The 24,919-nt window shown below is 43.6% G+C and carries 15 protein-coding genes and 1 tRNA gene; 11 read left to right on the top strand and 5 right to left on the bottom strand.

Translation table 11 applies throughout. The annotated features are described in order from the left end of the window. Positions 1-31 precede the first annotated feature (31 nt). From NXR94_RS04480 to NXR94_RS04460, 5 genes are all read right to left on the bottom strand, one after another. Complete coding sequence (locus tag NXR94_RS04480) at positions 32-5,458, bottom strand: FG-GAP-like repeat-containing protein (protein ID WP_258103384.1); 5,427 nt, start codon at positions 5,456-5,458, stop codon at positions 32-34. A gap of 14 nt (positions 5,459-5,472) precedes the next feature. Next, on the bottom strand, positions 5,473-6,555 hold the full coding sequence (locus NXR94_RS04475) for a TIGR03032 family protein (protein ID WP_258103383.1): 1,083 nt from the start codon (positions 6,553-6,555) through the stop codon (positions 5,473-5,475). 78 nt (positions 6,556-6,633) lie between these two features. Next, positions 6,634-7,191, bottom strand: a complete 558-nt coding sequence (gene ruvC / locus NXR94_RS04470; RefSeq protein ID WP_258103976.1) for a crossover junction endodeoxyribonuclease RuvC — start codon at positions 7,189-7,191, stop codon at positions 6,634-6,636. A gap of 589 nt (positions 7,192-7,780) precedes the next feature. Then, complete coding sequence (locus tag NXR94_RS04465; RefSeq protein WP_258103382.1) at positions 7,781-15,580, bottom strand: cadherin domain-containing protein; 7,800 nt, start codon at positions 15,578-15,580, stop codon at positions 7,781-7,783. Positions 15,581-15,645: 65 nt separating this feature from the next. Next, positions 15,646-16,767, bottom strand: coding sequence for a hypothetical protein (locus NXR94_RS04460; protein WP_258103381.1), 1,122 nt, complete (start codon positions 16,765-16,767; stop codon positions 15,646-15,648). Between the two features lie 186 nt (positions 16,768-16,953). Here NXR94_RS04460 and NXR94_RS04455 point away from each other — a divergent pair, with 186 nt between their 5' ends. The 11 genes from NXR94_RS04455 to NXR94_RS04405 all read left to right on the top strand — a co-directional run bounded on the left by NXR94_RS04455 (position 16,954) and on the right by NXR94_RS04405 (position 24,913). Continuing rightward, the gene (locus tag NXR94_RS04455) at positions 16,954-17,865 is read left to right on the top strand and encodes a flippase-like domain-containing protein (RefSeq protein ID WP_258103380.1); all 912 of its coding nucleotides are present in this window, start codon (positions 16,954-16,956) and stop codon (positions 17,863-17,865) included. Next, complete coding sequence (locus tag NXR94_RS04450; RefSeq protein WP_258103379.1) at positions 17,862-18,974, top strand: glycosyltransferase; 1,113 nt, start codon at positions 17,862-17,864, stop codon at positions 18,972-18,974. The genes NXR94_RS04455 and NXR94_RS04450 overlap by 4 nt, the downstream gene beginning before the upstream one ends. Next, complete coding sequence (locus tag NXR94_RS04445) at positions 18,974-19,222, top strand: hypothetical protein (RefSeq protein ID WP_258103378.1); 249 nt, start codon at positions 18,974-18,976, stop codon at positions 19,220-19,222. Before NXR94_RS04450 ends, NXR94_RS04445 begins: the two co-directional genes overlap by 1 nt. 2 nt (positions 19,223-19,224) lie before the next feature. Further along, on the top strand, positions 19,225-20,406 hold the full coding sequence (locus NXR94_RS04440; protein ID WP_258103377.1) for a PP2C family protein-serine/threonine phosphatase: 1,182 nt from the start codon (positions 19,225-19,227) through the stop codon (positions 20,404-20,406). 3 nt (positions 20,407-20,409) lie between these two features. Beyond that, positions 20,410-21,051 carry a polysaccharide deacetylase family protein gene (locus NXR94_RS04435; RefSeq protein WP_258103376.1) on the top strand — a complete coding sequence of 214 codons (642 nt, stop codon included), beginning with the start codon at positions 20,410-20,412 and terminating at the stop codon, positions 21,049-21,051. Then, entirely contained in the window at positions 21,035-21,805 is a 771-nt protein-coding gene (locus NXR94_RS04430; RefSeq protein ID WP_308706256.1) for a TatD family hydrolase, read from the top strand. The genes NXR94_RS04435 and NXR94_RS04430 overlap by 17 nt, the downstream gene beginning before the upstream one ends. Then, a complete protein-coding gene (locus tag NXR94_RS04425) occupies positions 21,802-22,884 on the top strand; it encodes an asparaginase (RefSeq protein ID WP_258103375.1) in 1,083 nt (360 codons plus the stop codon). The genes NXR94_RS04430 and NXR94_RS04425 overlap by 4 nt, the downstream gene beginning before the upstream one ends. 80 nt (positions 22,885-22,964) lie before the next feature. Next, positions 22,965-23,053, top strand: a tRNA-Ser gene (locus NXR94_RS04420). A gap of 77 nt (positions 23,054-23,130) precedes the next feature. After that, positions 23,131-23,958: a MotA/TolQ/ExbB proton channel family protein gene (locus NXR94_RS04415; RefSeq protein WP_258103374.1), complete on the top strand. Its 828-nt coding sequence runs from the start codon at positions 23,131-23,133 to the stop codon at positions 23,956-23,958. A gap of 17 nt (positions 23,959-23,975) precedes the next feature. Then, positions 23,976-24,281: a hypothetical protein gene (locus NXR94_RS04410; RefSeq protein ID WP_258103373.1), complete on the top strand. Its 306-nt coding sequence runs from the start codon at positions 23,976-23,978 to the stop codon at positions 24,279-24,281. After that, a complete protein-coding gene (locus NXR94_RS04405; protein WP_258103372.1) occupies positions 24,281-24,913 on the top strand; it encodes a biopolymer transporter ExbD in 633 nt (210 codons plus the stop codon). Before NXR94_RS04410 ends, NXR94_RS04405 begins: the two co-directional genes overlap by 1 nt. Positions 24,914-24,919: the final 6 nt, after the last annotated feature.

Here is a 24,919-nt window from a genome sequence, read left to right as displayed (position 1 = left end):
AGGGGGAATCTCTCAACTAAAAAAACCTTATCTACTTTTTAGTCACTTTAAATTCATGGTTAAAGGTTCCTTTTGAATCTGTGAATCGGATGAAATACATTCCTGCTTTCATTTCTGTCATATCCAGACTCGTGAAATGCTTACCCTGAATATGATTCACCCATGATTCAAGTATTTTGGCTCCGGCTATATTGATCACCTCAATTTTCAAATCTTCAATATCCCTGTAGACCAGGTATTCAATGGACAAAGGTCCCTCAGTAGGGTTAGGATAAATATTGACTTCCTTCACATAAGGTTTCCAGTTGAAGAGGATCTCTGTTTGTGTAATCACAATACCCAGTTCTGTGATCAGGGCATCAACCTCGAAAACCTGATTTTCTTTGTCCGGACTGATTTCGAACTCCACCGCGGAAGTAGTATCCACCGGTACTCCAGGGAATTCTATATTGATCAGATAACTTCCCGGCTCGACTCCTGTGAAGTCAAAATAACCTTCATCATCAGACTCAATGTAGTAGGCAATTTCGGTTTCATATTCCTGTAATGGACGTCCCTGAGATTTGAAGCGACGCATAGAACAGGCTGCCTTTCTTACTTTTCTTCTGGCCTCTGTTCTCGTGGTTGCTTCCTCATCCGCTGGAGCCGTATCATCATATTCTAATTCAACGGAACCTGAGATTCTTGCCCCGGTTGCGACTTTTTGCGCTGGTGCATAGAATAGCAAATCAATATTGATTCCGTCAATAACATCCCTCAGCTCAAGGATGTCAGCCTCACGATAATTTTCCGCACTGGTATAATAGGTTTGGATGGTCGTAGAGTCAGCTTGTCTGTTGGGTTTCACCTGAACTACAAAGTCACCCAAAACGACATCCGCAAAATTGTAACTTCCGTCAATGGTACTTATACCAGTACTGTCTTCCTTGATGAATGGTCCAAGCGGTGTTCTTCTCCATATAAAAATTTCTCCACCGGTAGTTAAAGGAGAGCTGTTTTTATTAACCGTTCCAAATAAATCCGTTTTAGCTACCAGGTTGATGTTCCTGCTCTGGATTGTGAGTCCTGGGACCAATGGGTGTGTGACATACACCCGATAGGTACCCTGAGAGGCGAAGTTTACTGAATCAATGGCTAAAAGTCTGCTGTTACCTCTTACCGCCAATGCGTCATTGTTAAACAACTGCCCCGGACGGTATTCACCAAACCTCCACTCGTATACACTTCCCTTGCCCAGGTTGTCTATTTCAAGAATGATATTGGTGCCTGCGGCAACTGTGTCATAAACGGTCTCACCATACCTTCTTTGAGGAGCGTAAGTCACATCTGCAGTCGCAGCGAGTGGGATATTTGGAAGTATATGTGTAAATGCTAGCCTGTTTAAGGCCACATTAAGTGTTTTTATTCCAGTAGCCCGTGTAATATTCGGGAATGATCTTAATTCGTGTCCCGCAAGGTTCACAGTTTCCAATCCTGTCATATCTGCAAACTGCTCCGGTACCACACCAGTCCAATGACGATCAGGCGTTCCCGGAATTACTATCCCGGTAACTCGATTATTGAGAATGGTAATTCCTTCCCAGTTGCCTAAACTAATATCATTCGCCGCAGACCAGTTATTAGGAATAAACCCTGCTGTGCTATCGAGCAATGCCAACAAGGCAGCTTTATCACGTTCGAGTGAAGAAAGCTTTAAGATAAACACTGACGTCTGTAATGTGAGTGCAGGATACAGAGGATTAGTAATCACCAGTCGATAGGCTCCCTCGTCAGACAAAGCAGGATCCACATTGGGTGTAGGATTATTAAAAATCAGGCTATCCGCAATTCGTCCACTCAGAGGCGTGAAACTAAAAGAACCATCTGTTGACAAGGTGGCCTTTTGCCATGCGTAAACATTGCCTGTGCCACCAATGCTATATTGAATCGCTAACGAATCTCCAATATTATGAAGGGAATCTACACGCTCAAAAAGATTACTTTGCGGGCTGTAAAGTACGCCTGCACTGGTAAGTACATCTCGTCCTCCGGCACCATCCAGATCACCAAAGTCCAGCCAGTTATTTCGTATATCGATTTGTCCAATAATATTCAATGACGTGATGTCATCGAGTTTGTTATTGTTTAACCTCAGGAATGCAATAGATCTTGGAAGGTTTACCGTACTTCCAGTTAACTGGTTCTGACTGAGATCCAAATAACTTAGGGTATTCAGGTCAGCTATATCAGCGGGAATTGGTCCCGTAAAGGCATTATTGCTTGCGTTTAGTGTGTCCAGTAAGGTAACACCCGCCAAACTCGGAAGTGAACCACTCAACAGGTTATTGTTGATTCCCAGATTTTTCAGATTTGGCATGTTAGCCAATGGCAATACCACTTCTCCTTCAAAAAGGTTGTTCCCCAGTCTCAGTACCTCCAGACTTGGATATTGCCCCGTTGATGGCAGCTTGCCATAGAAACGGTTGTTATGTATTTCAAATACACGCCATGGCGCTACAAAGGCTCCGTCCGGGCTTGGGAATGGACCCGCGAGGTCGTTATTCCCAAACTTGATGATCTCCAGCGGAAGGCTAAGTATTTCTCCCGGAAGACCACCGATGAGATTGTTGCCTTCCAGGTTTAGTTCTTTTAACCCAGTTAGATTCGTGAACAACCCCTGATTCAATTGTCCCTTGAGGTTGTTATTTGGGAGAATAAGTCTTTCAACTTTACCCGTGCCCGTATTAACGATCACACCATTCCAACTAGTGGCAGTGTTGTCCAGCCATCCGGTGTTATCGGTCCATCCGGCACCTCCAAGGCTATTGTATATTTTTACAAGGGCAGCATAATCTGCGGCATTAATAATGGCACTGAAATCGGCTATGGTATTGTTGTATACAATCCTGCTGCTTGCTTGTTTCTCTGTGGTGAACAGATCAATGTCATTGTCTCCATCCAGATCGCCGGCAACCGGCCATGCTGAAGAAATGCCTACATTTCCTCCATAAGAAAAGGTGCCGCTACCGGAATTGAGCCATACTTGATCATTGGGTAAATATCCTTCTCCCTGATCTATATCCAGGTAGCTCCCACCTAAATAAATATCCAGGTCCCCGTCATTATCGAAATCTTCAAGTACCAGTGACCCATGCGCGGTTGAGCCAAAAAGAATGGATTCTCTTACTAATGCCGTGTCGGCACTATTTCGGAAGATGAAGTTGTCATAACTGGCAGAGCTAAAAGCACTTAATACAACGATGTCATTATCTCCATCTTTGTCAATGTCTCCAACCCCTATTTGAGAAAATGGTCCGGAATAATTATAGGAATAGGGTCTGTTATCTAGTCTCCTGATATAAGATGAAGCTACTGTTCCTCCAGTATTTTCAAAGGTGGCTACCCCATGCTGTCCTCCTGAAATGATTTCAGGAAAGAGATCACCATCAATATCATCTACTACAAATGAGTTAACGAAGTCGTATCCATTGTAGAATGTATACCACATATGTTCATAGAATGAACCCGTGCCATAATTTTTAAATACACCCATAAATGGGTTGACTCCATCTCCGGAAAATGCACCAGTTAGGACAATATCCAGATCTCCATCAGAATCAATATCAACAAGTTCGAATTGATGCAAACGAGTTATTCCAGATGTTCTGCCACCAAGGCCCACAGGGTCCCAGTAGCTGAATTGTCCCTGGTTATTCTGGAACATTTGAAGAACATTATCCTCGATTTTCAGAGTAATTAGATCCTGGTCACCATCTTTATCCCAGTCCCCAGCCCGTACTTCTATCGTTGGCCCGTCCAGCAGACCAGACAGGTTTGGACCCTTTGAGAGCTGACCGGAACCATCATTGACCCAGATACGCGTGATACCGGAGCTAATGATATCGAGGTCGCCATCTCCATCAATGTCCACCACGTCGGAGTTAAATCCGTAGGCGACATCTATGATCGTTTGATCTAATTGAACCAGACCACTTACCCCTTCATTTCTCCAAACAGCGATGTCATAGATGTTGGATACAATCAGGTCTTCATCTCCGTCCCCATCCATGTCCAGTGAAATAAGTTGGTCGGTACGCCCCAGGTTGGTAGATACCGGAAGCGCAGCCAGGTTGAAGAGGTCAGAGTTGTTGCGCAAGGACACTAGCCCGTCTCTGGATTCCTTATTATAGTAATGATAATAGGATTCCCTTAAAACGATGTCCAAATCCCCATCAACATCAATATCAATGAGTTGAGGTCTGTCAAAACTACGATCTATGTAAAAACTAATGTAACCATCATAAATGGTGGAACTGGAAAACCCGGCAATTGGGTCATTCGTAATTTTCTGTACCTGATCGTTGTAATTCGTAATAATGAAGTCCTCGTAGTTGTCATTGTTGACATCCCCAAGGATCACATTATCACTGTAGTCGTAGAAATAGCCCAGGTTTACGGTAAGAAAGTTATCCTGAGGAGCATCAAATACCCCGGCATTGTTTGCGAATACTCTGATGTTCGTGACATACCCACTTGAATAGACTAGGTCATAATCCGTCCTCAGTTGAACGATATCCAGGTCTCCGTCCCCATCCATATTACCTACGAAAATCTTATAGGTTTCATAGGATTGCCCAAGTAGGATGGATTGATTTTGCTGGGTTCCAGGATCCTTGAAGTCATTTTGCCCACTTGAATTGAAATTATTTAGGAATACCTGGGCATATGGGTAGTTCCCCTGAAAATAGAACTGATTCCATTTTTCGTAAGAAGAAGCCAAGACGATGTCCAAATCTCCGTCTCCATCTAGGTCTTCAAGAATGGGGGTTTGCCTCGCGTTAAAATCTATGAGATAACTTGACTCCGAAAAGCTACCGTTGGTATTGGTAAAGGCTGTAATTAAACTGGATCCAGCATAATAAGTACCATAATAGGTACTGACGGTACGCGTACCTGATTCTATTAAGATAATATCGGTATCCCCATCTCCATCAATATCTCCAAATGCAATTTCCTGAGGATAATAGCCATCGTGAAAATTGATCGTTAAGCTCTGTTTAGAACCGAATAATCCCTGGCCATTATTAGGGAAGAAGTAGATCCCACCATATTCACTCGCCGTAATCAGATCCTGATCGCCATCTCCATCAATATCTCCACTATACTCTATTGCTTCCTGAAGCAGCTTCTCACCCAGGTATGGCCCGGGAGTGAAAAGGTTGTTTTGTTGTGCTTGAGCTTGTGCCGCAACCGTTGTGATAATACCTAATGCCAGCGCCATGGCCCAGTGCTTCAGTCGTGTGGTGGAGCGAAGCCCCAACTGTCCTTCCAGCTCTTTGAGCCGTTCTACCAGTCGAAATTTTTGTCTTCTGCTTTTGTCTTCAAATGATTTGGTTCGAAGGCTCTTTACAAAACGATCTTTAAGCTTTTCGTATGAAGCCTTTTTACGATCCTGAAGGATTTGTTTTAAATCTTGCATGGCTCAAGATATTGTTAGGTATTTTCTTCCGTTGGTTGTTTTTGTGCTTCCTGCCAGTACACTTTCTCTTTGGTAGTGACAGTATTAAGGTGAACGCCTTTCTGTTCATTCAAAATATTCGGCCGAACGGTTCCCGCGAGGGCTTTCACCTCAAAAAGTTCGTCCACCGATGTATTGTAATGAATATATCCGACCTGGTTGCCAGTTGGTAAATAGATGATGCTGACTCCGCATCTTACTGATTCTTTAGCGATAGGGGCTTCCCTGAATAGCGAGCTGGATTGTCTTAACTTGGACATGGCCACAAACAGGTAGTCGCCTACGCGGTCCATTCCTCTTAGGAATCCATTGACACGAGTAATTTCCTCATAAGTGCCTTTTTCCGGATCTACCTTCACAATTTGCCCGGTTGCGGAAAGCAACAGGATCAGTCCGTCATCATAATATCTTGGAGAGTGGGGGACCGCAAGTTCATCAAGAATAATTTCATTGCTTTCGACATCCATCAGGATGCCACCGTTGAGCATATTTTCTTTCCAGCTTCTACTGGAATCTCCTTTTCCCAGTGCTGTTACATATTTGATTTTTCCGTCTTTGATTGCCAACCCATTAAGGTGACATCTGTCTTCCGGTTCCAGCGCCGAAATAAAAGGCGGCTTCCAAATAGGCTGAAAGCTCATTTGTTGACTCATCGTCATCAGGCATGAGAAGGAAGTGTTGACAGCAATCAATCCTGTATCGGTCCAGGATAGATCATGAATATCCAGCGTGCCCGTGTAGAAGCTTGATCTGGGAATATACATTGCATCATAGACACCAGGATTGGGCGGATAGTTGGCTGCCAGCCCGGGTGTATTGGCAGTGATCAATATTTCAGAATTGAGTGCAATGGCCAGCATGTTTTTATAAGTGGCCATTCCCATTGGTCTCGGGAAATTCCTGGGTAGCTGAATTAATGCATCCTCATTTTGAGGAGAGAACAACACCACCTTTCCCGTTTGATAGGTACTGATCGCCAGGGAACAATTCAGGCCTTTAAGTATCTCAGGAACATTGGGACTGTAATAGTAGCTAAATGGCTTTGGCGGTTCGCTCATAATATGCAAGTTACGGTTTTGCCTTTCAAAAAGCAATCGCTAAAGTTAGGCATATTTATATTAATTCTTTGTTTAATTCTATTTAATTCTTCTCGGATTTTCACTCAAAAAAGCTCCCCAACTTTTGAAGTTTTTAGTCGTTTTTCCACCCTGAAAATGGTGACAGAGTGCAACAGCAAGGGCATCGGTGGCATCTAATAGTTTGGGAGCTTCCTGGAATTTAAGCAGGGTCTGTAGCATAGCTGCCACTTGCTCTTTGGAGGCATTTCCGTTTCCGGTCACGGATTGTTTGACCTTCTTGGGAGCGTATTCGGTGATGGGAATATCACGGGAAAGCGCCGCTGCCATAGCGACTCCCTGTGCACGTCCCAGCTTGAGCATGGATTGAACGTTTTTCCCAAAGAAAGGCGCTTCCAGCGCCACGTGATCGGGGTGGTAATCATCGATTAGGCTGAGTACCCGCTCGAAAATCTTTTTGAGCTTCAACTCGTGATTTTCATACTTTTTCAAGTGGATGACGCCGAATTGAAGCAAGGTGATTTGTTTTTTATGGACTTTGATGATGCCATAGCCCATAACAGTGGTTCCAGGGTCGAGACCGAGGATAATGGTTTCGGGAGTTTCAGCTTTTGACATCATACTGACAAATTAACCCTGCAATGATCAGTTTTGAAAGTGCTAAAGCATTATTCATTTCCAATGAAACACTTCAATCTTTTAATTGGGTGGGGCCAACCAGTCATACGATCAAATTTGGAAAATGCATAAATAGATATTTCTGCAGAAAGATAAGATTCATTACATAGAGGTATTAAAATGACCTCATGTAGCTTCTATTTCATTCACAATTAACTCTCATTTTCTTTTGCTTCTCCAAAAGAAAACAGAGGCAAAAGAAAAAGAGACCAACCTAGCCGGTCGCACGCCAAAAACTATTTTGACAGAATAATTTAAGTATTTCAAGATAAGTTTCTAGTCAAAATAGTTCACGCTGGCCTTGGATGCCCACCCGTAAAAGCACAACCTTAATATTTCATGGCGCGAATTATTCTATATGAATTGGATTCTAATAATGTTCTCCAAATATTTTTGATTGATCCGTAATAAGACGCTTTGTTAACTAGAAGTTCCACTACCAGTACCCATAAGGCCTCGCCTTTCGTGGGGACTTAGTCTAACTATTATGCAAAATTGATAGCTATTTGATATAATCACAGCTGCAATACTACTTTCGGATGACTTTCGACTGTTGGATACGGTTGCCCGATTCATCAGAAAAGACCATGTGGTAAACTCCTACACTTTGGCTTGTCATGTCCAGTTCAATATTCCAACTACCTTTTTGGTGATTGATTGGTTGCTCATAAATCACCTTCCCTTCATTGGAAATGAGTTGCATAAACAAGCTGTTCAGATGACGGTATACGGTATAATCGACGGAGATTTTCCCATCCGATGGGTTTGGGTAAACAACTACGTCTTTGAGATAAGGTTTCCAGTTAAATAATATCTCATCCTGATACACCTGTATGCTGTTTTCACCAATCAAAACGCTCACATTGATCACCTGATTTTCCTTATCTCCACCAATGTTAAAGACCACTTCAGAGGTGCTGTCCATCGGAACACCCGGGAATTCGATGTTCAATAGGTATTTACCTTCTTCGACGCCTTCGAAATTGAAATAACCGTCATCATCCGTCTCGATGTAGTAGGCGATCTCAGCTTCCACGCTATCCTGAAAATCTTGCGTCGGGCGTCCCTGAGATTTAAATCGACGCATAGAACAGGCTGCTTTTCTGACCTTTCGTCGGGCATTGATACGGGCATTGGGGTCCTCTTCATCAAGAGTGGTTTCATCGAATTCGGATTCCACCGTACCATAGACAATCGCTGTTCCTACCGGGTCAGGACTGTAATCCAAGAGGTTGATATTGATACCGTCGGTGATTCCATCAAGTAAGAGCTCATCGGCTTCAGAGTAGGTCACTGCATTGATATAGTAGGTCTGAACAGCATATTGGTAGGCCGCTATTGACTGGTCAGGCCTTGCCAGAACAATAAAGCTTCCAAGGACCACATTTTCCAGCAGATATTGGCCGGAACTATTTACGACCGCACTATCTTCTCTGACAAAAGGCCCTGAAGGTGTCTTTCTCCATACCACCACATCTGCACTGGTGACTGGTTGTCCGTTGAGGGTCACGGCTCCGAAGAAGTCACTTTGAGCCAGGATATTTCGGTTACGGCTTTCAATGATCATTCCCGGTATGTCAGGATGAGTGGTGATCAATCGGTAAGTTCCCTGGCTGGTGATGTCAATGTTTTGAATGTTATAGAGACTGCTGATAGCTCCGGAGATCGGTGAAACATCGTTATTGTATAATTTTCCCGGGATCAATGGCCCGAAATTCCACTGAAGTTCGGTGTTGCTATCGAAAAGTGGGAGATCAGCGCCCAGACTATAATTGCTACCTGCTTCCAGGGTATCGTATTTAGTCGTTCCAAATCGTTTTTGATTGGAGTAGTTAACCCCTGTCACATTTCTGTTTGGTACGATATGCTTAAAGAGTAGCTTGTTTGCAGAAATATCTAGAGCCGTCAGGTTAGGAAAAAAGGAGATATCAGGAAATCCAGTGAGGCTGTTATCTTCAAGGTTGATCGTTGTGAGCCCGGTCAAATCACCAAAAGATTCTGGGACCTCTCCTGTCAGGTTGTTACTAGGGAGACTTAAACCAGTAACGCGGTCTGCCGATACTGTCACCCCAAACCAATCTGAGGAAATGGGGTTTAACTCGCTCCAATTTGTGTTTTGCGTCCAGTTTGGACCATCGGTAGCGTTGAATAATTCTAGCAAGGCCTGCTTATCCCTGGCTAGCGTAGTCACCCGAATGCTGATATCTGTATCTGTGGTGAAACTACCATCGGTCACACTGATAGACAGGGTGTAGTCAGATTGGATATCGTAATCAATAGCGGTGGTGTTATTGATAGTTAAAGCTCCGGAGTTGAGCCCTATGGCAAAAGCATTATTGACGTTTCCGGAAAGGATGGAAAAGGTGAGAGGGTCTCCTTCAGGATCCGTTACGCCAACTACACCTATTTGTGAGCCATTGCTGCCTCCCTGATCTACCCGGTAAACCCTGAGGTTGGTGTAAGCAGGTGCTTCATTTACATCGGTAATATTAATGGTGATGCTCGCTGTATCTATTACCGTTCCATTGTCGGCCTGTATAGCAACAGTGATTGATGGGTTCAATTCATGATCCAGAATGCTTGTATCCATGGCGAAAAGGTTATTTCCGCTGATTGAAAAATCGTTTACCAGGCTGGTGTCCGCAATGTTAAACGTCAACGGTAGGTTGTTAACATCACTAGCGACCAAAGTGCCGATCAAAGTTCCGGAAGATACATTTTCGGGAATGGAGAAGGATTGGTCATTGAAGGTTATCATCTCTTGAACGTCCGTCAAATTGATCGTGATGATAGCTGCATCGGCAAACGTTCCGTCCGAAATGTTTACGGTTAGGGTGATTTGCGGTGTAGTCTCAAAGTCGAGCAGCAGATAGTCCAGTACGGTAAGCTCTCCGGTCGTGCCATTAATGCTGAAAGCATTTGAAGTGATGCTAAAGGTCAGATTTCCTTCCGGATCATTGGCCTGGACGATCCCTACAATTGTGCCATTAGGACTATGTTCTTCGATAGTAAAACTTTGATTGCTGATGGTGGGTGGTTCATTCACATCGGTAAGAGAAACAGTGATGGTGCCCTCAGCAGTTGAATAGCCATCAAAAACCTGTACGGTAAGGTTGATGGTTGGGAAGGTTTCGAAATCGAGTATTGCATTGTCAGCAATGGTGAGCTTGCCTGTTGCACTATTCAACTGGAAGGTCCCGGAAGAATTACCTGAAATTATTGCGAAGGTTAGCACATCCAACGGATTGGAGTCTGTAGCTGTAATGGTACCTACAGAGGTACCGATTGGGGAATTTTCAGCTATCGTAAAACTTTGTGGTGAGATGAGTGGCGTGGCGTTGTTGAGTGCCTTAACCACAATTTGCATTTCATCGGTCACAGTACAGCCGGCGGAGTCGAGCGAATAGGTCAGGTTAAACGTGCCAATTCCTGAATTTGACGGACGGAAAATCCCATCTGCGCTTACAAAGGTGCTTCCTGACCACGTTCCTCCTGCCGGATAACTATTATTGAATAGTTGGATACTATCTATCGTAGGGTAAGTTTCTATGTCAGGTCCGGCAAATATTTCAACGTCGCTTACAGTTACAGAGGCCTCTACCAGAGCACTTTCACATCCCTCTCCATTGGATTGAGCAACAAAAACTGAAGTAGAGGAGGATACATTGGATAGCTGATAGGTGGTAGAGGTGCTGCTTTGGAGCAGGTTGCCATCTACATCATACCAATTGACTGTTTCGGTGACATTCGAGGCCGCAAGGGTGAAATTATCTCCCTTACAACCGGAAACTGAATTAACTACAGGAACCGAAGGAAGGGTAGAACAAATGGTAAAAGCTTCCGGCTGCCTCATTGACCAGTTGCCACTCTCGTCTTTTACTTGTAAATAAAGTTGATGCGATCCATTCGCTAACCCGGAAATATCAACCGCCAATGATTCATCCAAACTCATAGCAGGAGTAATGGCAATTGGAACTCCCTGACCAAGTCCCGGTAGGCTGTCGAAGGCATATTCAGCATAGATAATATTTCCACCATAGGTGAGATTGGCAAGCGGGTTGCTTTTCAGTATGTAGAAATACTTTTTGACGGCTGGACCCCAAAGTCCGTTTTCATTTTTGGCTCTGACGTAGAGTTGATGAGACCCTTCACTGATTCCCGTAAAAGTAATGGGACTGAGAACCGAAACGGCTGGACTATGGTAGGTGTTGATGATGTTTCCCTGACCCGGTCCGGGGTCCGCATCTATGAAATACTCCAGCGCCACAAGACTATTTGCAGTAGTTGCGGCATCCTGGATCGTGTAGTTGAATGTTTTTGTTTCCAGAGGTGTGATCAGGTCAACTGAGTAATTGCCCGCTGGCAGGTTTGCAACCTCCGTGACATCTTGAGGACCGTGTGACCAAATGATACTGACCGGAAGCCCATCAGCGTTGATCGAGTCCAGTCTGGCTGCGCCATTGCTCAGACCACCAGTGGCATCGTAAGTGGTGAGACTGGCAGTGATCGGTTTGAAGAAATGGGTATTGACCACTTTTGTTCTGAAATTCACCTCGCCATCAGTCAGGTAAGCATAGAACTCTCCGGATCGGGTTACGCTCAACTCCTGGGTAGTATCCCCCGTATTCCATTCGTAGGAATAACCCGCAGCGGCTGTGATCGTCAAGGTATCACCAACAAGTAAACTATCACTTCCTGAGAGCAACAGTTCACCCGGGATGTTTCCAACCACTAAAACATCCCTCACTATGCTGGTGAAGCAGCCCTCAGTATTGGTGACGGTCAACCTGATGGGATAAACTCCTTCTTCAGTAAAGCTGGTGTCGTAGGTTGGGGAGGTGCTTTCGATGATGCCATCGCCATAGATATCCCATTTGTAAGTAGCTCCTCCAAGTACATTGGTTGACAGGTCGGTTAAGCCTATGGTGGTGTTGATCCCTACAGAATCGAAGGTGAAATCGGCTTTCGGCAGGTCGCAGGAGCTGGGATATAGGAATACCTCCGTTTGTCGGACCACGTTCCATAAACCATCCTGCGTTTTCACCCTGAGGTAAAGCTTATGTTTGCCTTGCTCCAGGCTGTCGGTTGCTGCTGACCATGGCCGATTGGTAAAAAGATCGGTCTTTTGGATAGGAATAGGAGTTCCTTTGCCGATACCAGGATCTTCGTCAAAGAAGTATTCTGCTGCAACCATGTCCTTGCGGAAAATCAAGACATCATTCTTCGCTGAGTCAAGTACAAAAAATCCTGTTTTATTTGGAGGACCCCAAAGTCCATCGCTTTGATGTGTTCGGAGGTATAAAAAGTGAAGTCCTGGTGTAATGTTGGAGGTGTTCAAAGCGAAATTCTGATCCACTGATTGAGCCGAATCAAATGCTATTGGAGTACCTTTTCCAATGCCCGGATCGCTGTCAATGAAATATTCAGCTTTTGTCAGCTTTCGATCTATTTCTTCATAGACCCGTGCATTAGGATCCAATACGTAGAAATAACGTGTTTTCGGCACTCCCCAAAAGCCGTCGGCTTGTTTTGTGCGGAGGTATAACTTATAGATTCCTACCTCCATTGTATCCGTGTTTACGATGAAGTCAAAGTCCACCGTGTCAGCCTGGTAGATACTGATGGGAACCCCATTTCCGGGACCGGGGTCTGCATTCAGGTAGTATTCAGCCTGAACAATTTCCGTTCCTACTGGGGCTGACTGACCGATACTAAATGCGAAGGATAACGTATCCAGAACAGTACGGATTTCAACATTGTAAGCACCCTGTGCTAATCCGGTCTGGGAGGTCTCATTGTTGATGCCATTCGACCAAATGATTTCATAGGGAAGACCATCGGTATTGATGTTGGTAAGTCTTGCGGCCCCATTGTCAAGTCCCGTGGTGGCATCATGAACAGAAAGATTGGCACTAATGGGATTGAAATAATAAACGGCGAGCGACTTAGATTTATAGGTGATTCCATCTGCTGATAACCAGACATAATAGGTGCCTGAAACGCCTACTGTTAGTGTTTGAGTCGTATCCCCGGTATTCCATTCGTAAGCAAAACCGGCAGGGGCGGAAAAGGAAATTGAATCTCCAACTAATAGACTGTCTCCTTTGTCAGCAGTTATTTCGGTTGGCAGACCATCCGTGATATAGATGTCTTTCACAACACTTGCGAAGCAACCATCTGTATGGTTATAGACTGTCAGCTTAAGTGGATAGACCCCGTTAGCAGCAAACGTGGTGTCAAAATTTGGTGAGGTACTCTCGATAACCCCATCTCCGAGGATGTCCCAGGCGTACGAAGTGCTATCTGCGAGGTTAGTGGACAGGTCCGTGATTCCTATAAGGGTCTCTACACCTACCGTGTCAAAGGAAAAGTCTGCCACTGGAGGAGTGCATGGGTCTTCATTGATAGTAAAGATTTGTGAACTGATAGTATTCCAGGTACCGTCCTGTGATTTTACCCTGATGTTTAATGTGTGATCCCCGGGAAGTAGTCCATCGGTTTTGGCCGCCCACGGGCGATTATTTACATTGGAGTCCTTTTGAACAGGTAGCCGAACACCATTACCAACACCAGGATCACTATCAATAAAGTATTCGGCATCGACAATATCGGTTTTGAATGTAAGGATGTTATCATACCTCATGCCAATCACAAAAAAGGAAATAGTGGAACTTCCTGACCACGTCCCTGCGTCGTTCTGAGCTCGAACATATAAAAAGTGAAGACCGCCACTCAGGTCGTTCACGAGATGAGCAAAATTGACATCTACTGATTTACCACTGTTCAAAGCAATAGGGATACCATTTCCGGGGCCCGGGTCATTGTCAAAGTAGTACTCCGCATTGACGATGTTGTAGTCAAACGGCTCATAAATTTTTGCTGCCGGATCAAAAACATGGAAGTAGCGATATTTTGGGACACTCCAATAACCTGAAGCATTTTTAACACGGGTATAAAGTTTATAGGAGCCAATAGCCAGGCCAGTTACATCCAGCTCAAAGTTGATGTTAAGGGTTTCAGCCTGATAGACGGCAATTGGGGTTCCGTTTCCCGGCCCGGGATCACTTCCGATGAAATATTCGGCAGCTACAATGGTTTCATTCGTTGGTGTCGTATCAATGATGGTAAAAGGATAGTTGTACACCTCCAGTGGAGTCGTAATCGTTACCGAATAACTCCCCGGTGGCAGTCCTGTTTGATAAAGTACATTAGAAGCTCCGGTAGACCAATTAATGGTATAGGGAAGGCCATCACTGTTGATGTTTTCCAGAATGGCTGCTCCATTGTTTAATCCAGAGGTGGCATTATAAGAATTGAAATCAGCAGTAAGTGCTTCAAAAAAGCTGACCTTTATTTGCTCTGACTGATAGGTAATGCTGTCTGCAGTTAGAAAAACGAAATAAGTCCCCTCTGAGTCGATCGTAATTATTTGAGTCGTATCGCCTGTATTCCATTCGTAGTCGTAACCTGCCGGGGCAGTCAGATCGACTGTATTTCCAACAATAAGGCTATCATTTGCTGATAATGTGATGCTCTTATTGAACCCGGATGTGATATAAACATTTTTGATGGCACTGCCCGAACACCCATCAGGGTTGGTGATGGTCAATTTCAATGGATATAAGCCTCTGGTAGCAAATGAAGTGTCAAAAGAGAGGTTACTGCTTTCTACCAATCCATCTGCCAGAATATCCCATTCGTAAGTTGCTGCAGGGTCCACATTGGTCGAAAGGTCAGTCAATGCAATGCTTGTGTTGATATCTACCGTGTCAAAAGAGAAATCAACCTGCGGCACCTGGCAAATTGTATTATTGATGCTGACATGAGCTGTGTCCGGTCTACCCCAAAAGCCGTCAACAGATTTGGTTCGAATGTATAATACATGATTCCCGGTATCTAATTCATCTGTAGGGGCTACCCAGTTTTGGTCTATGCTTGAAGATTTTTGAACGGGAATGGCGGTTCCCTTTCCAGGCCCGGGATCATCATCATAGAAGTATTCAGCCGCTATGATGTCAGTTGAGAATCGTATGATTTCTTTACTTACCGTGTCGGCAACATAGAAAAAGGAGGGCTTTGCTAGACCCCATAGTCCATTATCCTGATGAGTCCTGACGAAAATCCTGTGAAGCCCGATAGTAAGACCATCCGTATTTAAAGCGAAATTTTGATCAACAATCGTATCTGGATTGATTGATATTGACACACCATTCCCAATACCGGGATCCTGATCCAAAAAATACTCCGCCCGATCAATATTTTGACCAATGGCTGTATTAAGGGTCAAACCCAAAGCCCAAAAAAGGAAATGTCTAAAAAAACGCTTCATATCATCGCCATAGGGTGAATGATGTCATGGGGCATCAACCCCACATTGCAGCCTTATGGCAATGATCAATTTCCGGACTGAGCCTTGAAATTGAAGTTGATGGTTCCGCCAACCGGTACAGAGGACGTTCCATCCTGAATCGTAATTTCAGTCACCTGAGGTACAGGAGGATTAGCACCCACAGCAAAAGGATAGGCTCCTCCATAAATCCCCACTTCTCCACCACCAACTGAAGCCGTAAGCGCAGGAGAGCCGGCCTGTATTCTATAGTCGTGGCTGTAGCTAAATGCTGCCGGAAGTGCCGGGTAGTTCGTGAATTGTGGGTCCACACTGATCAGGTTGTTTGCCCCGACGTTATCATTGGTAAATAGGTTACTCACTGCCTGATCCACCAGGTAGAAGACATTGTGATTCCAGGTAATTTGTGCGTAGTCACTGACATACAATTCATGTCCAAAGAAGATGTTATCTTCGAAAACCATCCCAACCGCCTGATCTAATAGTCCGGTTTCATAGTTGAGAAACAAGCTATTAAAAACCTTAACATTGGATAGATCCTGATAGCTTCCCAGGACCCCGCCGGATCTGGTTAATGACCCATTAATTTGATAACCATTAAAAATGCAGTTGGAAAAAGTCACATCTTCAATGTCTTCATAGACGTAACTCTCAAAGGTTACTGATACCTCCAATATGGAATTGATGATGTTAATGTTCGTCAAAGAATCCACGGTAGAGCCATCCGAGAAATAGATATAGTCAACAACATTTCTAAGCAAAGTAATGTCGCTTAGAATCCTCTGAGCAGCGGTTGCTCCTGAAAAATAGGCTTGAAATGTTATGGTACCCACATCAAAACCCATGATGGTTGTACCACTTGCGCCTAAGGTCCCATCGAAGTTTGAAATCGTGACTGTTCCTAAATTACAAACCAGATTAGTGTTGGGATTGTAGCCTTCCCCAATGAGGACAATCGGTTTGTAAACACTGATGTTACCATAGGCGGTGGTGGCTCCGTAAACCAGGATGGTGTCTCCATTGGCTGCATCGTCAATGGCAGGTTGCAAATTGGTATATTGAGCAACTCTATTCGGGTCCTTGCTGACGGTGAACTGGCTTGCATAGGCCATTCCAATACAACTCATCGCGATAAAAGTGATGAGAGTTTTTAGTATAAAAGATTTCATAACTGACACGGTGGTTATGTGAAAAGAATAAAAGGCGAGGCGGGTATATTATTAATTAAAGATAAAATATTAATGTAGGCGGAGCAACCTAAAAGCTACCGAATTTAGATCCTTCACGTGGATTAGCGATTACTGCTTGTGCATGTGCCGGTTTCGAAATTCGGTTCAAAGTATTATTTTCCCATCTTGAAGAAGTTTGAAAGCACATTTACTAATCGTCTCGATAGCCCGCCAATCAAGCGGTTATTGGTGGCTGGGCAATTAATGATCTCCGTCGCATGTTTGTACTTTGTTTTTCAAAAAGTAGCTCAAACACCTTTTGTAGATTTTGCACATTGGGTTTCGGGAAATATACTCTGGGTCTTGATTTTAGTCACGGTCTTAATGGCTGTCAACTGGGCCCTGGAGGCATTGAGATGGCAACTTTCTGTCCCGGAAGAATCTCTGACTTTCTGGAATGCGCTTCAAATCATTTTAAGAGGGCAGGCGTTGAATTGGGTGCTTCCATTTACTTCAGGAGATGTTGGGAGTAGACTGATTTCGTCCAAAGACCCTAAATCAGCTACCGTTGCTTTGATGCTTAATCGCATGATCATTCTGGCAATCACAGTTGGTTACGGTGCTGTAGGCGTAGTATCATTCTTTGGTGTTGGAAGTCAACTTTGGGGGTTATTGGCAGTCGGAGCGGCTTTGGTTGGAAGCATCCTTTGGATAGCCTTCAAACCTAATCTTCTGGGCACCTCAATTTCAGACTTTAATTTCGAGAGGTTAGGAAGGATTTCCCTGATAACCCTATTGCGGTATGGCGTATTTACTTTCCAATTCTACATTGTCATATCAGCATTCAATCCAACACTTGAGACAACCTTGATCTTCTTGGGCATAGGATGGATTTTTGTGTTTAAGTCGTTTATTCCGGCTGTTCTGGGAAACCTTGGGGTGCGTGAAGCAAGTGCAGTATTGTTTTTCGAGTCCTATGTCCCCGATATTCAGCTGATTATCTGGCCATGCACATTGATTTGGTTGATTAATATTGTGATTCCCTCCATTATTGGAGCCATCCCCTTCAATAATTTTCAGCGTAAACTTGCGGCATGATCGTATTTCTCGTGCTGTCTGTGATTCATGTGCTGGCCTTTGCATGGATTTGGTTTCATTGGGTTCGGATACCTGAAATAAGTATTGAACAGGGAGGATTCGATCAAAGATTCTCTGTTATCATCCCGGTTCGCAACGAGGAGGGGAATATTGGAAACCTACTTTTTCAGATTGACACGCAGAACTACCCCAAAGATCAATTTGAGGTGATTGTTGTCGATGACCATTCGGAGGATGGTACCGCAGAGGTGGTAAAAAGATTAATCCCGGAGGTTGGCTATCAATTGAAATATTTCGAAGCAGTTGAAAATAAAGGAAAGAAAGCGGCGATTACTTTGGGTGTTGCGAAGGCGTCGTTTGAATACATTGTCACCACAGATGGCGATTGCCGGGTAAGTCCGGATTGGCTTGGGTCTTATGCCAGTGGCTATCAGAAAACCGGGTGCTCAATGTTGACCGGATCCGTAAAAATGACCGGTTCAGGTTGGTTAGCTGCATTTCAGCAAGTGGAGTTCGGTTGTTTGATAGGGATGGGGGCGGGAGCCCTGCATTCAGGAAACCCCTCGATGTGCAATGGAGCTAACCTGTCCTATAAAAAGGTGGCTTTTGAAAATGTGCAGGGATATCAGGGGAATGACCAGATTCCATCCGGCGATGATGAATTTCTGTTACAAAAGGTTTATGGTCAATTCCCGGGCAAAATATCCTTTTTACGGAGTCCGGAGAATATCGTTTTTACTCCATCAAAACTCACAATAGGTGAATTGATTAATCAAAGAGTGCGGTGGTCCGGCAAATGGAAATATCATAAAAGCTGGTTCGTAAAATGGACAGCCATCTATGTTTTTTTTGATTTTTTGTTCTTGCTGACTGCCCTTTTGCTGGCAGGGTCAGGATTTTTTGATTGGAGATGGGTTGGATTGATCGCAGGAATCCGCTGGTTGATTGATCTGGGTTATATCCTTAGCGTTGGTAGATTTTTTAGCATATCGGCAATGAAGTCCACGGGAGTGTCGTTAGGCTTGCAGATTATTTACCCGGTATTTGTGTCATTCTTGGGTATAGCTTCTATTTTTGGAAAGTATTCCTGGAAAGGTCGGAGGTACTGATGACAGATGATGAATTTAATGTGTTGGACGAGCTCTATTTCGTGATCTCTTTTGATCAATTATTGGATCAGGTAGATTACGATGAATTACAATTGCTCGAAATACTAAAAAAGCTCCAGTCGCAAGGTTGGGTCAGATGCCACAAAACTGTAGATGAGGAGTGGGAGATTTCTGATTTGACTAATCAGCAATTGAAGCATTCATATTTTCTTGCCACTAAAACCGGTCTTTTGGCTCACAATTCATGACCATGTCTGGAACCCTCGATATAAAAGATCTGGAGCTTAACGCTTTGCTTGAGGTTACGCAGGCTATTAATAATAACCTGTCAGAAAAGGATTTGTATAAGATTTACAAATTCACTCTGCTTGGCGATCTAAAGGTCCGACGTATGGCGCTGTTTGTTGGGGACGCTGGCTGGAAGTGTATGGTGCACTTTGGTACCCAAAAAAACTGGGACGGTCAGGAACTCGATCCTTACTTCTTATCCCTGAAGAAGACCACTCACCTAGATGATAAAGTAGCGGAATTCGATAAAGCAATCCCCGTTTTTCATAAAGATCGCTTGTTAGCGGTGGTACTCATGGGAGGTGAAGAGATCGTTGAAGGAGGAGGTAGCAGCACCTTTTTACAGGCACTGACCAATATTATTATCGTTGCGATTGAAAATAAACGACTTGCCAAGCAGCAACTTGAGCAGGAAGCATATCGAAGGGAATTAGAGATTGCGAAGAAGGTTCAAAACTTCTTGTTCCCTAAATCACTCCCGAAATCCAAGAAGTTGAGCATCGAGGCTGTCTACCTGCCGCATCATGATGTAGGAGGGGACTACTATGATTATCTGGCCATCGATAATGACCGGTTTTTGGTATGCGTGGCTGACGTTTCAGGCAAGGGAGTTCCTGCAGCTTTATTGATGTCCAATTTTCAAGCGTCGCTACGCACATTGGTAAGAAAGACCTTGGATCCGAAGGAAATTGTTGAGGAGCTAAACCATGTCATTTACAATAGTGGTAATGCGGAGAATTTCATCACATTTTTTCTCGGTATTTATGATTTTAAAGCATGCACTTTCGAGTACATCAATTGTGGTCATAATCCTCAATACCTCTTGTCAGGGGGGGAATTAACCGAGCTGAATGAAGGAACCACGATATTAGGTATGTTTGATCCATTACCTTTCGTGGAAACAAGAAAAATTGAGGGGCTTAAGAATTTCTTCTTCTTTGGCTACACGGATGGACTCACAGAGACATTCAATAAGACAGGAGAACAGTTTGGTGAAGATCGGGTGAAAAATGCACTTCAGACGATTGAAGAGAAGGATCTACAGGCGTTCCATAAAGATCTTTTTAAAAAATTGGATGAGTTCAGGGAGGATGTATCCTACAGTGACGATATCACCATGCTTTCATGTTCAGTAAGCAATTGATCATTGTATACTTTTCGCCCCACACTTATTCAAAAACTCTTTTACCCTCAATTACAATGGAATGAGAAAAGGGAAGGTAAGTTTCTTTATTTGACCTTTGATGATGGTCCTGACCCTGAGGTAACCCCATGGGTACTCAGAAAACTGGCAGAATATGATGCCCAGGCAACGTTTTTTGTGGTTGGAGAAAATGTAGAGAAGTACCCCGAGCTCATTGATTTGGTGGTTAACGAAGAGCATGCTATTGGTAACCACACTTACAGCCATCTAAATGGTTGGAAAACCGACCTTAAAAAGTATGTCCTTGATATTGAAAAATGTCAACTTCTTTTGCAAGGCAGGGGATATTCGACCGATCTTTTCAGACCTCCCTATGGAAGAATAAAGTTCTCACAGTTAGCTGGGCTGAAGACATACCGAAAGGTGATGTGGAGTATTTTAAGTGGTGATTTTGATCCTGCCTTAAATCAAGACAGGGCCAGACGCAAATTGTTATCAGCGAAGAGCGGGGACATCATGCTTTTTCATGATACGCAAAAAGCTCAGGTAAACTTAATGGAACTGCTACCGGTGGTTTTGGATTTTTATGCAAAAAAAGGGTTCAGATTTGAGCCTTTAAAACAGATGAATGATGAATTTAGTTGATTCGCACGCCCATATTTATTCAGAAGAGTTTGACATCGACCGCGAGGAGGTATTAGCACGTGCAATAACTGCGGGGGTTAACAAGATTTTTATGCCAAATGTGGATCATGAGTCGATAGACTCCATGCTGGAACTTTCAGATAAACACCCCGAGCTCTGTGTGCCTATGATGGGGTTGCACCCCTGTTCGGTTAAAAAGAGATTTGAGAAGGACTTGTATGAAGTGGAGGAATGGCTGGATAAGGGTGATTTTTGTGCTGTTGGAGAGATAGGTACTGATTTATATTGGGACAAAACCTTATTTGAAGAGCAAAAGGAGGCTTTTAATATTCAATGTGAGTTGGCTTTAAAGCACCAGCTACCTGTAGCTATTCATTGTAGGGATTCCATTGATGAGACCATTGAACTGGTTAGGCCCTTTGCTGACCGCGGGCTTTCAGGTGTATTTCACTGTTTTACAGGTAACCTGGATCAGGCACGACAGGTGACTGAGTTTGGATTCAAGCTTGGTCTTGGGGGAGTGGCAACCTTCAAAAAGGGAGGGTTGGAGCCAGTCATCGAGAACATTGATCTTAGTCATATTCTACTGGAGACAGATTGTCCATATTTGGCGCCTGTTCCGAATAGAGGTAAAAGAAATGAGCCTGCATGGGTTAGAAATGTGGCGGATAAAATAGCTGCGGTTTTAAATAAGGATGTTGAGGAAATTGGTGAAATTACCTCTGCAAATTCTCTAGCGCTCTTTGCTAAATGAAGAATTATAAAATTGTAAACATAAGAACCACTGTCAAATCCGATCCGGTTGAGTCAGTGTTGATCATATATACAGGAGGGACTTTTGGGATGGTGGTAGATGAGGATGGCGCTTTGGCTCCATTCAACTTCGGCCGCGTGATTGATCGCATTCCGGAACTGAGGTCACTGGAACTGAAATTAACCGTTATCTCTTTCCCTGAGCCGAGGGACTCTTCAAACATCACCTATCTGGATTGGCAGGATATGGCTTATATCATCTATGAGAATTATGCTCAATATGATGGCTTTGTCATTTTGCATGGTACAGATACCATGGCTTACACGGCTTCGGCATTAAGCTACATGCTAAAGGGCTTAAATAAACCGGTTATTCTTACCGGGGCACAGATTCCTATAGGATATATCAGGTCAGATGCGCGTGAAAACCTAATTACGGCTTTAGAAATAGCATCAAAGAAGGAAAATGGTATACCTGTCATCAACGAGGTCTGTATCTATTTTAATTATTTTCTGCTCAGGGGGAATCGATCCCAAAAAATACGAAGTAGCACGTTTGCAGCGTTTCAATCACAGAACTATCCTTATTTGGCAGAGTCCGGGATAGATATTGAATACAGAAAGAGCTATCTGATGCCACATGATGCGGATGCCAGCCTTGAGATCAAAAACAAATTTGATGATAACGTGATTATTGTTAAAATGTTTCCAAGCATGAATCGAGCGGTATTGGAGACCATGTTTTCGGTAAAAGGCTTAAAGGGCGTTGTGCTGGAGAGCTATGGATCGGGTAATACCATGAATTTTGACTGGTTTATTGAATTGGTAGAAAAGATGATCAAAAAGGGTGTGGTAATATTCAATGTAAGTCAATGCAGTGGAGGGGAGGTGATCCTGGGACGCTATGAGACAAGCAAGAAACTGAAGGAAATTGGCGTGATCAGTGGGGGCGATATAACAACAGAAGCAGCAGTAACAAAACTGATGTTTTTGTTAGGACAGGAGAAGAGTCCTAAGAAGGTTGCGGAAAAATTGGCGCAGCCTCTTGTTGGAGAGATGGATGTACAGAAAATGCCTTGAGATCATATTTAATTTGGATAAACTTAAATTTTGTCATTTATTTGTTGCCCTGCTGAAAAGGTGGGCCTAGAAAGTATATTGGAGAGGTGGCCGAGTGGTTGAAGGCGCACGCCTGGAAAGTGTGTATACTCCTACCGGGGTATCGAGGGTTCGAATCCCTCTCTCTCCGCAGACGAAAGGAAATTACTTTATATTTACTTAGAACTTATATTCAATACTTAACCGATAGACGATCAAAGACAGATTATGAAAAAGTTAGTTACTCTTTTGATGATAGCAGGTGTTTTCACCTTTACTTCAGTGAAATCATTCGCTCAAGGTGATGAAGATGCTTTTGCCGATTCATCAGTGGTTACGGAAGCAGAAGTTGCTGAAGAGCCTGTAGCAGTTGAGGAAGTTGCTCCTGCAGCACCCGTAGAGGAAGAAGCAGAAGTTGAGCAGTCTTTCCATCAGGTAGTAAAAGAACAATTTATTGATGGTGGCCCAACCTTCATGGGAATTGTACTTCTATGTTTGATTTTGGGTTTGGCAGTAGCCATTGAAAGGATCATTCACCTAAACCTTGCTACAACGAACATTAAAAAATTATTAGCAAACGTTGAAAGCGCACTTGCCAGCGGTGGTATCGAGGCAGCAAAAGAAGTTTGTAGAAACACAAGAGGTCCGGTTGCATCCATCTTTGTACAGGGTATGATGAGAATGTCAGAAGGAATCGAAATGGTTGAGAAGTCTATCATTTCATACGGATCTGTTGAAATGGGTAAATTGGAAAAAGGTATGGTTTGGATATCCCTATTCATCTCTTTGGCTCCAATGCTTGGTTTCATGGGTACGGTAATTGGTATGATCGACGCCTTCGATGCGATTGCAGCGGCGGGTGACGTTTCTCCTTCACTTGTGGCCGATGGTATCAAAGTGGCCCTTTTGACGACTGTAGGTGGTTTGATTGTTGCGGTTATTCTTCAACTTTTCTACAACTACCTTATCTCTAAAATTGATTCACTTGTGAATAGCATGGAGGATGCTTCTATCTCAGTAGTTGATATCCTTGTGAAGCACAATCTTTCTAAATAATCTAAATCTGTAGAAGAATGGATATCATAGATATAGGATTATACGCGAGCTATTTACTAATTATTCTGTGCACCATTTCTGCTGTTGTTATTCCAATTGCTCAGTCTTTTGGAAGTCCTGAAACCCTGGTAAAATCAGGTATTGGATTAGCGGTGGTAGTGGTAGTATTCCTAGTTGGATACCTAATCGCAGATGGGACATCAGATGTAGCTTCAGAGGCTACCGCTAAGCTCGTGGGAGCAGGCATCATTACGATGTATATTTTCTTGGTTTTGGCGCTTGTCGGAATCGTTTATACGGAAATTTCAAAAATGATTAAGTAATGCCTAGAGGTAAAAAAAGGGCAATACCTGAGGTAAGCTCAGGATCCATGGCGGATATTGCATTCCTTCTCCTCATTTTCTTTTTGGTGACTACAACCATTGCGAATGATAAGGGGATTATGATGCTACTTCCTCCGAAAGTGGATCCTAACGAACCTCCGCCCGATATAACGAAGAACGATAGAAACATCTACAAAATATTGGCTAACTCAAATGATGATCTTTTGGTGGAAGGCGAGCCCTACACCTCATCAATGAGAGAGTTGAAAGAAGATGTTAAGAAGTTTATTTTGAACTTTGGAAAACCTACTGAGGAGGGGATAGAATTATATTCAAGTTTACCTCCTTCAATGAAGTCATTTATCAATACTAAAGGTAGGAGAGACGATTCATCTGATGATCCTACTGAGTGTGTTGTGTCGTTTAAAGCTGGACGTGGTACCAGTTATGAGCTTTACATAGAAGTTCTTAATGCTATTACGGCAGCTTACAACGAAATCTATGCTGAAAGAGTAGGGATTACTGTTGACGAATGGCTGGCTTTGGATCGCAGCGACGACATCCAAAAGGACATGTACGAGCGCGGCAGGCAAAATATACCAAAGGCGATTTCAATTGCTGAACCTGATTAATTGAAT

It is taken from the genome of Marinoscillum sp. MHG1-6 (assembly GCF_024714475.1).
In the GTDB taxonomy this organism is placed as follows: Bacteria; Bacteroidota; Bacteroidia; order Cytophagales; family Cyclobacteriaceae; genus JAMZMI01.
Note: the sequence above shows the minus strand (reverse complement) of the source record. Positions and strands in the feature narration are given on the sequence as shown.

What these genes read in the sequence shown, in the direction of transcription:
- NXR94_RS04450 (WP_258103379.1), top strand. Translation starts at nt 17,862, where the DNA reads ATGATCGTATTTCTCGTGCTGTCTGTGATTCATGTGCTGGCCTTTGCA.
- NXR94_RS04480 (WP_258103384.1), bottom strand. Translation starts at nt 5,458, where the DNA reads ATGCAAGATTTAAAACAAATCCTTCAGGATCGTAAAAAGGCTTCATAC.
- NXR94_RS04405 (WP_258103372.1), top strand. Translation starts at nt 24,281, where the DNA reads ATGCCTAGAGGTAAAAAAAGGGCAATACCTGAGGTAAGCTCAGGATCC.
- NXR94_RS04415 (WP_258103374.1), top strand. Translation starts at nt 23,131, where the DNA reads ATGAAAAAGTTAGTTACTCTTTTGATGATAGCAGGTGTTTTCACCTTT.
- NXR94_RS04410 (WP_258103373.1), top strand. Translation starts at nt 23,976, where the DNA reads ATGGATATCATAGATATAGGATTATACGCGAGCTATTTACTAATTATT.
- NXR94_RS04465 (WP_258103382.1), bottom strand. Translation starts at nt 15,580, where the DNA reads ATGAAGCGTTTTTTTAGACATTTCCTTTTTTGGGCTTTGGGTTTGACC.
- NXR94_RS04475 (WP_258103383.1), bottom strand. Translation starts at nt 6,555, where the DNA reads ATGAGCGAACCGCCAAAGCCATTTAGCTACTATTACAGTCCCAATGTT.
- ruvC (WP_258103976.1), bottom strand. Translation starts at nt 7,191, where the DNA reads ATGTCAAAAGCTGAAACTCCCGAAACCATTATCCTCGGTCTCGACCCT.
- NXR94_RS04425 (WP_258103375.1), top strand. Translation starts at nt 21,802, where the DNA reads ATGAAGAATTATAAAATTGTAAACATAAGAACCACTGTCAAATCCGAT.
- NXR94_RS04460 (WP_258103381.1), bottom strand. Translation starts at nt 16,767, where the DNA reads ATGAAATCTTTTATACTAAAAACTCTCATCACTTTTATCGCGATGAGT.
- NXR94_RS04440 (WP_258103377.1), top strand. Translation starts at nt 19,225, where the DNA reads ATGTCTGGAACCCTCGATATAAAAGATCTGGAGCTTAACGCTTTGCTT.
- NXR94_RS04430 (WP_308706256.1), top strand. Translation starts at nt 21,035, where the DNA reads ATGATGAATTTAGTTGATTCGCACGCCCATATTTATTCAGAAGAGTTT.
- NXR94_RS04445 (WP_258103378.1), top strand. Translation starts at nt 18,974, where the DNA reads ATGACAGATGATGAATTTAATGTGTTGGACGAGCTCTATTTCGTGATC.